At 63.2% G+C, this 12,796-nt stretch carries 12 protein-coding genes; 7 read left to right on the top strand and 5 right to left on the bottom strand.

Features of this window, described 5'->3' with window-relative positions; genetic code table 11:
* Positions 1 to 166: 166 nt before the first annotated feature.
* A complete protein-coding gene (locus N8A98_RS03430; protein WP_262169174.1) occupies positions 167 to 1,477 on the bottom strand; it encodes a GH1 family beta-glucosidase in 1,311 nt (436 codons plus the stop codon).
* 111 nt (positions 1,478 to 1,588) lie between these two features.
* A complete protein-coding gene (locus tag N8A98_RS03425; RefSeq protein ID WP_262169172.1) occupies positions 1,589 to 2,296 on the bottom strand; it encodes a FadR/GntR family transcriptional regulator in 708 nt (235 codons plus the stop codon).
* Between the two features lie 128 nt (positions 2,297 to 2,424).
* Here N8A98_RS03425 and N8A98_RS03420 point away from each other — a divergent pair, with 128 nt between their 5' ends.
* Positions 2,425 to 4,026: an ABC transporter substrate-binding protein gene (locus N8A98_RS03420; protein ID WP_390888797.1), complete on the top strand. Its 1,602-nt coding sequence runs from the start codon at positions 2,425 to 2,427 to the stop codon at positions 4,024 to 4,026.
* Positions 4,027 to 4,066: 40 nt separating this feature from the next.
* Here N8A98_RS03420 and N8A98_RS03415 read toward each other — a convergent pair whose 3' ends face one another.
* Together N8A98_RS03415 and N8A98_RS03410 are read right to left on the bottom strand one after the other, a co-directional pair.
* Entirely contained in the window at positions 4,067 to 4,789 is a 723-nt protein-coding gene (locus tag N8A98_RS03415) for a cytochrome c biogenesis CcdA family protein (protein ID WP_262169170.1), read from the bottom strand.
* Positions 4,789 to 5,205 (bottom strand): TlpA family protein disulfide reductase, encoded by a 417-nt coding sequence (locus tag N8A98_RS03410; protein ID WP_262169168.1) that lies wholly within the window; start codon positions 5,203 to 5,205, stop codon positions 4,789 to 4,791. Before N8A98_RS03410 ends, N8A98_RS03415 begins: the two co-directional genes overlap by 1 nt.
* Positions 5,206 to 5,419: 214 nt before the next feature.
* Here N8A98_RS03410 and N8A98_RS03405 point away from each other — a divergent pair, with 214 nt between their 5' ends.
* The 4 genes from N8A98_RS03405 (at position 5,420) to N8A98_RS03390 (ending at position 8,623) form a co-directional block, all read left to right on the top strand.
* On the top strand, positions 5,420 to 6,337 hold the full coding sequence (locus tag N8A98_RS03405; protein WP_262169166.1) for a sulfurtransferase: 918 nt from the start codon (positions 5,420 to 5,422) through the stop codon (positions 6,335 to 6,337).
* Between the two features lie 67 nt (positions 6,338 to 6,404).
* The gene (locus N8A98_RS03400; RefSeq protein ID WP_262169163.1) at positions 6,405 to 7,613 is read left to right on the top strand and encodes a YeeE/YedE family protein; all 1,209 of its coding nucleotides are present in this window, start codon (positions 6,405 to 6,407) and stop codon (positions 7,611 to 7,613) included.
* Entirely contained in the window at positions 7,610 to 8,035 is a 426-nt protein-coding gene (locus N8A98_RS03395) for a hypothetical protein (protein WP_262169162.1), read from the top strand. The genes N8A98_RS03400 and N8A98_RS03395 overlap by 4 nt, the downstream gene beginning before the upstream one ends.
* A 12-nt stretch (positions 8,036 to 8,047) precedes the next feature.
* Complete coding sequence (locus tag N8A98_RS03390) at positions 8,048 to 8,623, top strand: DUF6969 family protein (RefSeq protein WP_262169160.1); 576 nt, start codon at positions 8,048 to 8,050, stop codon at positions 8,621 to 8,623.
* A 397-nt stretch (positions 8,624 to 9,020) separates the two neighbouring features.
* Here N8A98_RS03390 and N8A98_RS03385 read toward each other — a convergent pair whose 3' ends face one another.
* Positions 9,021 to 10,043, bottom strand: a complete 1,023-nt coding sequence (locus tag N8A98_RS03385; protein WP_113121712.1) for a LacI family DNA-binding transcriptional regulator — start codon at positions 10,041 to 10,043, stop codon at positions 9,021 to 9,023.
* Between the two features lie 205 nt (positions 10,044 to 10,248).
* Between N8A98_RS03385 and N8A98_RS03380 the strand changes: the two genes are divergently transcribed.
* Together N8A98_RS03380 and N8A98_RS03375 are read left to right on the top strand one after the other, a co-directional pair.
* A complete protein-coding gene (locus N8A98_RS03380; RefSeq protein WP_113121713.1) occupies positions 10,249 to 11,790 on the top strand; it encodes a sugar ABC transporter ATP-binding protein in 1,542 nt (513 codons plus the stop codon).
* Entirely contained in the window at positions 11,771 to 12,775 is a 1,005-nt protein-coding gene (locus tag N8A98_RS03375) for an ABC transporter permease (RefSeq protein ID WP_113121763.1), read from the top strand. Before N8A98_RS03380 ends, N8A98_RS03375 begins: the two co-directional genes overlap by 20 nt.
* The last annotated feature ends 21 nt before the right edge of the window (positions 12,776 to 12,796 follow it).

Here is a 12,796-nt window from a genome sequence, read left to right as displayed (position 1 = left end):
TTGGGAGTGTGTGCATCCATACAACTTGACCTTGCACGGTGTCATTCCCGCGAAAGCGGGAACCTCCGTTTCGGGATGCTAGGAAGAAACGGAGGTTCCCGCTTTCGCGGGAATGACATTGTGGTTGGAACGGGGAGGGTGCCGACTGGACATTTCCAGATCGGCGCTAGCCTTTGCGCGTCAGCATGTCCTTGAAGGCGTAGTAGGTGTCTTTTGGCAGGCGGTCGCGGGTGACCGGGTCCATGCCGACAATGCCGAATTTGGGGTTGAAGCCTTCGGCCCATTCGAAATTGTCGATCAGGGTCCAGGCGATGTAGCCGCGCAGGTCGACGCCTTGCTTCTGGGCCTCGATCATGGCAGCGAAGTGCTTGTCGAAGAAGGCGGTGCGCTTGGTTTCGTCGGTTTCCGAAATGCCGTTTTCGGTGACGTAGATGGGCAGGCCCGGATAGCGCTTGGAGGCGCGGACGAGAAACTCGGTCAGTGCCTCGGGGATGATTTCCCAGCCCAGATTGGACTTTTCCAGCGGACCGCGCGCCTGGGTGAAGGGGAAGACCGGCACACTCGGATCGGCCTTGTAGAGGAAGCGCGTATAATAATTGATGCCGATCCAGTCGAGTTTCTGATTGAGGATGGTCATGTCATCCCGCCAGTTTTTGGGCAGGTATGGCTCGAGGATGTCGGTGACCTTTTCGGGATAGCTGCCCTTGAGCACGCCATCGAGGAAGAACTGGTTAAAGATAGCGTCGCCCAGTGCGGCCGCTTCGATATCTTCGGGTGCATCGCTGGCCGGATCGCATTTTTCCATGTTCACGACGATGCCTAGCTTGTCCTTGAAGCCGGCTTCGCGCATCGCCTTGATGCCCATGCCATGGGCCAGCAGCACATGATGCATGGCGCGGGCGGTGGCGCGCACATCGCGATAGCCGGGGGCGTGGGCGCCCAGGAAATGGCTGAGCACGGTGATGCACCAGGGCTCGTTGAAGGTGGCAATGCTGGTCAGTCGATCGCCGAATTTCTGCGCGGCGACTGCAGCGTAATCGGCAAAGGCCTTGGCGGTATCCCGGTTCATCCAGCCGCCGCGGTCCTGCAGGGCGCTGGGCAGGTCCCAGTGATAGAGGGTGGCGAGCGGCTTGATGCCGCGCTCCAGTATGCCATCGATCAGCCGGTCGTAGAAATCAAAGCCCGCCGGATTGAGCGCGCCCGTCCCCTCGGGGATCAGCCGCGACCAGGAGAAGGAGAAGCGGTAGGCGTCAAAGCCGCCGTCGCGGATCAGGTCGAGGTCTTCCGGCCAGCGATGGTAATGATCGCAGGCGACCGTGCCGTTATCGGCGTTTTTGGTATTGCCCGGGGTGGCGGCAAAGGTGTCCCAGATGGAGGGGCCGCGGCCATCCTGCTGTCCGCCTTCGATCTGGTGGGCAGCCATGGCGACGCCGAACAGGAAATCGGGGCCGAAATCGGCGCGCTTGTGTGAAAACATGGTCTTTTCGTCCTTATCCGGTCGGCGGCTTGCATGGGGTGACCTAGCCGCTGTGGCGGGGTCACAATCAAAAGTATGACATACTATGAATTGGCGATCTGTCCAGCGATCTCAGCGCTTGAGACGGCGATACCGCTTCTGGCTGCCCAGCAAATGATCCCGCATGGCGGCGCGCGCCGCCTCGGGCTCCTGGTCGGCAATAGCCTCAAGGATTCGCTCATGCTCGGCCAAAACACCCTGCAAATAGCTCTCGTCATTGGCGTCGGGCAGGGTGGGGAATTGCCCGCGTGGAATCGAGCGCTTGCCGAAGCGGGTGAGCGTATCGGCGAAATAGAAATTGTTGGTGGCCTCGGCAATGGCCAAATGGAAGGCAAAATCTGCGTCGATCGTGTCGCCGCCGGCCTCGATCTGGTTGGCCATATCGTGATTGGCGGAGCGGATAGCTTCTTCTTGCTGCGCGGAGCGGCGATGGGCGGCAATGGCGGCCGCTTCGGTTTCGACTGCGACACGAAACTCCAGCATTTCCAGCGTTTGCGGGATGCTCTGGATCTCGCGCGGGGTCAGCACGATGGCCGGGGTTTGGGAGCTGTCGGTGACGAACATGCCCTTGCCCTGGATGGGGGTGACGAGCCCGGCCGCCCGCAATTCGGTGATCGCCTCGCGCACCACGGTGCGGCTCACCGAGAATTGCGCTTCCAATTGCGGCTCGGTGGGCAATTGTGCGCCCACGGGCAATGCCCCCGCCTCGATCTGCTGGCGCAGTGTATCTACCAGCGTCTGCGCCATCCGTGGCCGCCGCCTTGTTGCCGTTCTATCCATCCTCGACTTCCCCGTCGCTCGCACGACCTTTTAGCACAGCCCTCTTGCCATTTCCTGCAAAAGCCATAATCATAATACGAGATACAACCGACATATTATGTTGTGCCGTATCAAACGGAGGAAGTTCAATGAAGCATTTTTGTTCCCGCCTGGTGGCGGGCGTGGCGCTGGCCGCCATGATCGCCACGGCGCCTGCGGCTTTCGCCGCGACGCCCAATGACCAATTGGTCATCGGCACCTCGCTGGCCCAGGTCCTGTCGCTCGACCCCCAGCAGGGCACCGAGGTCAAAACTCAGGAAATCCTGGCCAATACCTATGACCGGCTGGTCTTCTCGGACCAGAATGACGGCAATGCCATCAAGCCGCAGCTGGCCGAAAGCTGGGATATCGACGATACCGGCATCACCTTCCACCTGCGCGACGCCAAATTCGCCTCGGGCAATCCGGTGACGGCCAATGACGTGGTGTTCTCGCTGGTGCGGCTGATGAAGCTGGACCAATCCGCCGCCACCAATTTCAAGACCGCCGGCTATTCGGCCGACAATATCGAATCCATGGTTTCGGCTGTGGATGACAAGACCTTCCGCATGGAACTCACCGATGCGGTGATCCCCGAGGCGCTGCTCTATCGGCTGGCCGTGGGTGTTTCCAGCGTCGTCGACAGCGTCGAAGTGCAAAAGCACGTGAGCAATGACGACTATGGCAATGAATGGCTGCGCACCAATACGGCCGGTTCAGGCCCCTATGTGCTGCGCCGCTGGACGCCGAATGACATCGTCATGCTCGAAGTCAATGACCAGTTCTGGGGCGAGGCACCCGCCATCCGCCGCGTGCTGATGCGCCACGTGCCCGAAAGCCAGGCCGCGCGCCTGATGCTCGAGCGCGGCGATATCGACGTGGCCAATGCCCTGACCGCCTCGGATGTGCGCACCTTTGAAAACAAGGCCGGCTTTGTCATCGACCAGGTCAAGACCGGTGGCTACTACGTGCTGGCGATGAATGCCGGCAAGGAGCCGCTGAGCAATCCGCTGGTGCGCGAAGCCATCGCCTATGGCATCGACTATAAGGGCATTGCCGATACCATCCTGGGGCCCTATGGCCGCGTGCGCAATGTGCCGGTGCCGGAAGACTGGCTGGGTGCCATCCCCAATCCCGATTGGTCGCTGCAGCCCGAAAAGGCCAAGGCGTTGCTGGCGGAAGCCGGGTATCCCGATGGGTTCTCACTGACACTCAAGACCATTTCCCAGACGCCGCGCGTCGACATGGCCACCGCCATCCAGGCCAGCCTTGCCGAAATCGGCATCACCGTCAGCATCCAGCAGGGCAATGGCGCCGATATCGTCGCCGCGCACCGGGCACGTGATTTCGACCTGCTGATCCCCCAGACCGGCTCGTTCATGCCGACGGCTTTGGGGTCGCTGGATAATTTCGCCTCCAATCCGGACAATTCGCTGGAAGCCAACAATGCCGGCAATTTCGTGTGGCGGTCGGCCTGGGACATTCCCGAGCTCAACGCCTTGCGGGTCGAGGCCAATAGCGAACGAGATGACGACAAGCGCCTGGCGTTGATCAAGCAGATCCAGGAAGTCTTTATCGAGCAGAAGCCGGCCGTGCTGCCCATGTTCGAGCGCTTCGAGCCCATCGTGGTCAGCGCGCGCGTGCAGGGCTATTCCGGCCATCCCTCGTCGATGACCCGCGTGGATGGCGTTTCCAAGACGGACGCACAGTAAGCCGGACGGGCCGCCGCCCCCAAGAGGCGGCCCATTTGGCTCAGAGCGCTGGCCGGGGCTCCCAACCGGTCAGCGCCAGTTCCCAATCGGGAAACCAGGTCAGCAGCAGGATCTGGATCTGGCGGTCCCAGCCCAGGAAGATGGCAAGGCCCGTCAGCACGAGAATGATGCCGAGCACTTGCTGGATGCGGCCGGCATTGGCCTGAAACCAGCCCAGCCGGCGCACCAATTGCCGCCCGCCCAGCATGATCGCCGCCATGGGCAGGGCCGTGCCCAGCGAAAAGGCCAGCGTTACCGCGATAGCGCCCGCATTGACCTGCTGGTTGAGCGCCAGGGTGATGACCGACGCCATGATCGGGCCGACACAGGGGCTCCAGGCGAGGCCGAGGCCCGCACCCACCGCCAGCCCGCCGCCAAAGCCGGAGGATGGACCACCCGCCGGAGCGCGGCTGGCCAGGTTGCCGGCCAGGCGTTCGAAGCCCAGATGCAATCGCGGGATGGCGAGGACCAGCCCGAGCAGGATCAGCACGGCGCCGGCGAGGACGCGGTTGAGATCGGGCGGCACGCCCAGCGCGCGCACCAGAAAGCTCAATGCCAAAGTCGCGGCGGTGAAGGTGCCGACAAAGCCGATGATCAGCCCGATTGGCCGGGCCTTGCCCTCCTGCGTGGCGCTGCCCAGAATGACCGGCAGCAGCGGCAGTACGCAGGGCGACAGCACCGTGATCACCCCGGCCATGAAGGCAAAGCCGATAGTGAGGAGCATCAGCTTTGGCTATTGGCGTTGAGGCCGTCGACGCCGCCGCTGTTCCACGACTTGACCGAATTGCCCTCTGTGTCGAGCAGCACGAAGGTGTCTTGATAGGTCACGCCGAACTTGCCCTTGAGCGCGGATTCCTTGTCGTAATCGGCAATCACCAGCGTCAGGTCGGGGTTGACCTCGGCCCAGCGCGCGTTGAGCTCGGCCACGGTGGCGCGGCAATTGGGACACCAGGCGGCGTAGAAGAACACCACGGTCTTGCCCGCCGCCGCCAGCCTATTGAGCTGGGTCTCGCTCTCGAAATCCAGCACGGTGGCGCGCGCTGCTTGTTCAGTCGCCGGGGCAGGGGCGTCCTGGGCGAGGCTGGCAATGGGTGCGAGGGCCAGCAGGGCGGCGATGAGCAGGCGGGCGAAACGGCGCATGGGGAATTCTCTAAGCATCTGATGGACCTCAGTATCGCCGCCTGGGCCGACGCTGCCCAGCGCGCCGGGAGAACAATCCTTCGATCTATACCCGACCTGTTAGATAGATTTTTTAACGGGGCTTCCTGCTTTGGATTGGCGCGGGGCCGCATTGGGCGGGAAGACGTGGCACTATAGTGCCAAATTCATCGATCGAACTTCAAAGGAACCTCGAATGCGTATCAACCTTGCTGGCGCCGCCATGGCTGCCGCGCTGCTGCTGACCGGCGCCGCCCAGGCCGAGCGCCTGACCGACAAGCCGCTGGTCGACGCTGCCTGGCTCACCGAGCATCTGGGCAATGAGAGCCTGGTCGTCCTCGATATCCGCGACGTTGCTGAAACCGTCGATCCCTATGCCGCCGGCCACGTCCCCGGCGCTGTCGCGGCCCGCTATTCGGAAGCCGGCTGGCGTGTGCCGGTCAACAACGTCCCCGGCATGCTGCCGCCCACCGAGCAGATCGAGGCCACCATCGCGGCGCTCGGCGTCAATGACGACAGCCAGGTGGTGATCATCCCGGCCGGCTCCTCTGCCTCCGAATTCGGCGGTGCCACCCGCGTCTATTGGACCTTCAAGGTGCTCGGCCATGATGCCGTGACCATTCTCGATGGTGGCTATGCCGCCTGGACCAAGGCCAATGGCGAAGTCTCAACCGATGCGGTCACCCCCGTAGCAGGCGACTTCAAGGCCGAGTTCCGGCCCGAGCTGCTGGCTGGCGTCGAGGAAGTGACCGCCGCCATCGAAAGCGATGCCAACCTGATCGACGCGCGCACCGTCGCCCAGTTCATCGGCCAGGAAAAGACCAATACCGTGCAGACGCTGGGCCATATCCCGACCGCCGTGAACATCAATTTCGACAAGTTCTACGACGCCCAGAACGCATCGTTTGCGAGCCCCGAGACCATCAAGCAATTGGCTGAGGCCGCCGGCGTTGCCGACAAGTCCGACTTCATCGCCTTCTGCAATACCGGCCACCTGGCCTCGATTGCCTGGTTCGGCCTGTCCGAAGTCGAAGGGCTCAAGAACGTGCGGCTCTATGATGGCTCGATGTCCGAATGGACCGCCGATCCGAGCCGCCCCGTCGTCACCAACTAGTATTTTCTAGCAGATTTTTTTACTTGCCCGGGCCATGGTCCGGGCAAGACTATTTTTCGGTGCTTTCATGACAGACGCAACAGCGGGCTCGATCCGTCCAGCCATTCCCTTCGATCGCGGCCCGGTGTGGTTCGCCAGTCTCGCCCTCGCCATCGGCACGCTCGCCATCTGGCAGCTGGTCGATCTGCGGCAGGCGGCTTTATTCCTGATCGGGAGCCTGCTCGGCCTCACCCTCTATCACGCCTCGTTCGGCTTCACCGGCGGCTGGCGCCGGCTGGTAGTGGAAAAGCGCGGCCACGCCATGCGCGCGCAGATGCTGATGATCGGCGTCGCGGCGCTGGCTTTCATTCCATTGCTCACTTTGGGCAATCCATTCGGGCAGCCGCTGGCCGGAGCCACCGCGCCGGTGGGCGTTTCGGTGTTGTTCGGCGCGGCTTTGTTCGGGCTGGGCATGCAATTGGGTGGCGGCTGCGGCTCGGGCACCTTGTTCACCGTGGGCGGCGGCAGCGCGCGTATGCTGGTGACGCTGGCGTTCTTTATCGTCGGCGCTCTGCTGGGCACGGCCCATTTGCCGTTCTGGCTCACCCAGCCATCGCTGCCGGCCATCAGCCTGGGCACCAGCCTTGGCGTGCCGCTGGCGCTGCTGGTGACGGTGCTCGGCCTGGGCGCGGTGGCGCTGATCACGGTGCTGATCGAGCGCCGGGCGCATGGCAGCCTGGAAGCCATCAAGGCTCCGGCCAATCGCGGCTGGTCGCGGCTGTTGCGTGGGCCCTGGCCGCTGATCGGCGCTGGATTGGCACTGGCCGGGCTCAATGTGCTGACGCTGCTGGTGGCGGGTCACCCCTGGTCGATCACCTATGGCTTTGGCCTCTGGGGTGCCAAGATCGCGCAGGCCGTCGGTGTGCCGGTCGCCACCTGGGAATTCTGGACCTGGCCGGCGCAAGCCGAAGCCCTGCGCTCCAGCGTGCTCCAGGACAGCACCTCGGTGATGGATTTCGGGCTGATCCTCGGCGCCGCGCTGGCTGCCGGCCTTGCCGGCAAATTCGCCCCCAAGGCGGCTCTTCCGTTCCTGTCGCTGCTGGCCGCGGCCATTGGTGGCGTGCTGATGGGTTATGGCGCGCGGCTCTCCTTTGGCTGCAATATCGGCGCGCTGTTCAGCGGCATCGCCTCGGGCAGCGTGCATGGTTGGCTATGGTTTGCCGCCGCTTTCGTGGGCAGCTTCGGCGGTATCGCCCTGCGGCCCCTCTTCGGTCTGGACGGATTCAAAGCCAAATGAGCGCTCGTAATACTCTGCTGTTTGGCGCCGCTGCCCTGGTCGCCACCGCCGCCGTTGCCGCCGACCATGTGGCGTCGAGCAATCGCGCGCCGGCACCAGTTCCGGCCGCCAGTGCTGCGGCAAATCCATGTGCCGCGGGCAATCCTTGTGCGGCCGGGAACCCCTGCGCCGCTGCGGCTCCGGCCGCTAATCCCTGTGCTGCTGCAGCGCCGGCCAATCCATGCGCCGCTGGCAATCCCTGCGCTGCGGGTGCACCAGCTGCCCTGGCCAATCCCTGTGCTGCCGGGGCCCCGGCAGCCGTGGGCAATCCCTGTGCGGCGGGTGCTCCGGCGCCGGTTGCCGCGCCCTGTGCCGCCGCAGCGCCTTGCGCGGCTGCCGCCCCCTGTGCTGCAGTCAATCCCTGCGCCGCCGGGGCGCAATAGCGGAGAGCGAGGATGGACGAGCAACGCGAACGCGCCGCGCAGGAAGCTGCCTTTTGCGAGCGGCTGCTGGCCAAATCCGGTGAAAACGTGTTGCGCGAAACCCTGCGCGATGCGGCGTCCGTCGAAGCCTGGGCGCATTACCCGCCCGGCGATGTGTTCGATCCCGAAAGCGGCGGGCAATGGTACTACCATTGCCATCTCCCCGCTGCCGACGGCACCGAGCACGGCCACTACCACTGCTTCGTCCGGCCGGACGGCGCCAATGGCCCGGTGCATCACCTGATCGCCATCGGCGTCGATGCCTTCGGCAAGCTGCATCGGCTGTTCACGGTCAACCAATGGGTGGTCGGGGACGCCTGGCTGCCAGCCGAGGCGACGATTGCGCTCTTGCCCCGCTTCGACATGCAATTGGCCAAGCCGTCCTATCTGGTCAATCGCTGGCTGACGGCCATCGTCACCCAATATCAGCCGGAAATCGAGGCGCTGATCCGCGAGCGTGATCAGGTGTTGGGCGAGCGGGCAGGGGAGCCGGAGCAGGTCCGCGAGGACCGAAGCCTTGAGGTTACCTCGGCTTTGTTGATTGGCTGACGCAAGGGTCGCGCACTCCATGGACGGGGGGTGCTGAATGTTGAAAGTACTCACGGTGTCATTCCGGCGCAGGCCGGAATCCATGCTGAAGGCCATCCCGGCGCTGGATGGCCGGGTGAGCCACGGACCTGGATTCCGGCCTGCGCCGGAATGACCCCGTGGGTGGGGGAGTTCCGAGTGAACACTCCCCCTCGAGGGGAGGGGGCTGGATCGACTCTCCGTCTGCCAAGCTGAATGTAGATTGAGCCCGGCGCGTGTCCATCTACGCCGCAGCATAAGTAGGCCTCCTCCTGAGCCTGTCGAAGGACGAGGTCGTGCCACCGAAGCCTCCACTCGCGCGACCTCGTGGTTCGACAAGCTCACCATGAGGTCTCTCAGCCTATTCAGCGGTCTTACCCTATCGCCCAACCTGCCCAACAGAATTGCGCACGATCAATTCGCTGCGCAGCAATACCTGCTTGCGCTCGACGCTTTTGCCTTCGAGCAGCGCCAAGAGCAGGTCCATGGCTTCCTCGCCGATCTTCAATCGCGGCTGCTTCATCGTGGTCAGTGACGGCGACACGAAGCTGGCAAAGGTGATGTCGTCAAAGCCCATCACCGAGAACTGGCGGGGCAGTTCGTAGCGCCGGGCGGTCAGGGCGATGATGACGCCGAGCGCGGTGACGTCGTTGACGCATAAAAATGCGGTGGGCAGCACGTCGCGCACGAACATATGCTCGGCGGCGGCGCGGCCGCTTTCGGTGGTGCCGTCGCCGTCCAGGATCAGGCGGGGGTCGATGGTGATGCCATGGCCCTCAAGCGCAGCGCGATAACCCTTTTCGCGCAGGATATTGACCGCCTTGCTGGTCGAGCGCCCGATAAAGGCAATGCGGCGGTGCCCCTGGGAAATCAGATGCTCGGCGGCAACGCGCGAGCCCTCGAAATTGTCCACGCCCACAAAGGGCACATCGCTATTGGAGACCGGCTCATTGACCGCCACCATGGGCGGCAGGCGCGACTCGCCGCCCTCATTGCCAAAGCCATAGGGCAGGTGCCCGGTGAACAGGATCAGTCCATCAGCCTGGTTGGAACTGATGAAACGCAGATAATCGGTCTCGCGCGCCGGATCGTTCTGGGTATTGCCGATCAGCACGCCATAGCCGCGCTTGCTGGCCTCGGTTTCCAGCCCCACCAGAATATTGGAAAAGTTCGGGTCACCCACATCGGGCGCCAGAATCAGGATCATCTTGGAGCGGCGCATGCGCAGCGAGCGCGCCATGGCATTGGTCGTATAGCCTGTCTGGGCGACGGCCTGGGTGACGCGGCGCCGCGTTTCGTCGGCGACCTTGCCCGGATCGTTAATGGCCCGGCTGACCGTAGCGATGGATACGCCGGCGATTGCCGCAACGTCTTCTATCGTGGCCAGCTTGTGATGCTGCAATTGGCGCTCCGCCCCGCGCGATCCGGCTCGGCGACCCGCTTGCTGCCTTTAGCAGAAGGCGCGGATTACGCCATATCCATCCCGCAACGCTTATACAGTTTTGCCATTGTGTAAACCTTTACATCAATCATGAAAACCTTTACATCACTGCTCATGGACGAAGAGCGGGATTGAACCCTCCACGTTCAGCAGGGGGATTTACGAGATGACCAGTGCCGAAGGCACGCCAGCGCCAGCCATCCTGTCAGCGCACCGGATTTCCAAATCCTTTGGCGAAATCCCCGTCCTGTTCAGCATTGATTTCGATATCAAGCCCGGCGAAGTGCACGCCATTATCGGCGAAAACGGCGCGGGCAAATCCACCCTCATCAAGATTCTGTCGGGCATCGAACAGCCCACTTCGGGCACGATCAGCTATGACGGGCAGACCGTCATCCTACCGCCCAACGGCCAGGCTGAGGCTATGGGCATCGTACTCATCCACCAGGAATTGAACCTGGCCGAGCACCTGACGGTGGCCGATTCGATCTTCCTCGGCCGTGAACTCAAGAAATTCGGTTTCCTCGACGTCGCCGAGATGCGCCGCCGCGCTGTCGCGGTGATGGAAATGCTGCATGTGCATGTCGATCCCGATGCGCGCATCAACACCCTTTCAGTGGCCGACAAGCAGATGGTGGAAATCGCCAAGGCCATCAGCCGCGATGCGCGGGTGCTGATCATGGACGAGCCCACGGCCGTGCTGTCGGTGGGCGAAACCCAGACCCTGTTCGAGCAGATCCGGCGGCTGACGGCGCGCGGCGTGGCGGTGATTTTCATCTCGCACAAGCTCGACGAAATCATGGAACTGGCGCAACGCGTTACCGTGTTGCGCGACGGGCAATTGATCGCCACGGTCGGCACCGAGGCGCTCACCCCCGATTCCATCGCCCAGATGATGGTGGGCCGCGAACTTTCCAACCTTTATCCGCCCAAGCACGAGCCCGATGTCGATGCGCCGGTGGTGCTGTCGGTGCGCGGGCTCAAGGCGCCGGGCGTCAAAGACATTTCCTTTGACCTGCGCAAGGGCGAAATCCTGGGCTTTGCCGGACTGATTGGCTCGGGCCGTACGGCGGTGGCCGAGGCCGTTGTGGGGCTGACGCATAAAAGCGAGGGCGATATCGCGCTCAACGGCCAGCCGGTCAATTTCGGCCAGGTGGCCCAATCGGTCGATGCGGGCCTCGCCTACATGACCAAGGATCGCAAGGGCAAGGGCCTGCTGCTCAATATGGGGCTGCAGCCGAACCTGACGCTTTTGACCCTGGGCAAGCATTTGAAAGCCGGCTTTCTCGACAGCGCCAGCGAGGCGCGGGCGCTGGAGCGGGCGGTGCGGCGCTTCGACATCCGGGCGCGTGATGCCTCGGTGCGGGTGGGCCAGCTTTCGGGCGGCAACCAGCAAAAGCTGATGCTGGGCAAGACCATGGAAAGCGAGCCGGACATCATCATCATGGATGAGCCGACGCGCGGCATCGATGTGGGCACCAAGCAGCAGATTTACCACATCATCGCGGCGCTGGCGGCCGAGGGGAAATCGATCATCGTCATTTCCTCGGAACTGCAGGAAGTGATCGGGCTGAGCCATCGCGTTGTCGTCATGCGCGAAGGGCGCCTCGCGGGCACGCTGGAAGGCGCCGAAATCACCGAAGGCGAAATCATGCGGTACGCCGCGGGCATCAAACAGAGTGGACGTGATGAGCACATCAGCGCCTGAAATAGCGGCCAGGTCCGCACGCGGTTTCCGCCTCGATCTCAAGACCGTGGGTCCCTTGCTGGCGCTGGCGCTGCTGGTGCTGCTGGGCATTTCGCTGAACGAGAATTTCCTCAGCTACAGCAATTTGACCAACGTTCTGGCGCGCTCGTCCTTTATCGGCATCATCGCCATTGGCGCGACTTTCGTCATCACGGCTGGAGGGCTTGACCTGTCGGTCGGCTCGATGGCGGCGGTGATCGCCGGGGTCATGATCATGGTGATGAACTGGCTGATCCCCTCGCTGGGCATTGGCTGGAGCGTGGTGCTGGCCGGCATGGCAGCGGGCATCCTGCTGGGCGGGGTGGCCGGCGTGTTCAACGGCATCATGATCACGCGGGGGCGCATCGAAGCCTTTATCGTGACGCTGGGCACGATGGGCATTTTCCGCTCGCTGGTGACGTTCCTCGCCAATGGCGGCACGCTGTCGCTGAACTTCAACGTCGCCGACGTCTATCGCCCGGTCTATTACGATGGCCTGCTGGGCGTGCCCTATCCCATCATCGTCTTTGCCCTCGTGGCGATTGCCGGCGAAATCGTCATGCGCCGCACCAAGTTCGGCCGCTATTGCGCCGCCATCGGCTCCAATGAGCAGGTGGCCCGCTATTCCTCGATCAATGTCGATAATGTCCGGCTGCTGACCTATATTCTGCAGGGCATTCTGGTGGGCGTTGCCGTGCTGCTCTATGTGCCGCGCCTCGGCTCGGCCTCGAGCACCACCGGCGTGCTGTGGGAACTCGAAGCCATTGCCGGCGTGATCATCGGCGGCACCACCCTCAAGGGCGGCTATGGCCGCGTCTGGGGCACGGTGGTGGGCGTGGTGATCCTGGGGCTCATCGGCAATATCCTCAATCTGCAAAGCCTGATCAGCCCGTATCTCAATGGGGCGTTCCAAGGCGTCATCATCATTCTCGCCGTGCTGCTGCAGCGGGGTCGGCGCACGACTTAGAAGTTCAAGTTTACATCGCCC

The sequence above is a fragment of the Devosia neptuniae genome, from assembly GCF_025452235.1.
GTDB lineage: Bacteria > Pseudomonadota > Alphaproteobacteria > Rhizobiales > Devosiaceae > Devosia.
Note: the sequence above shows the minus strand (reverse complement) of the source record. Positions and strands in the feature narration are given on the sequence as shown.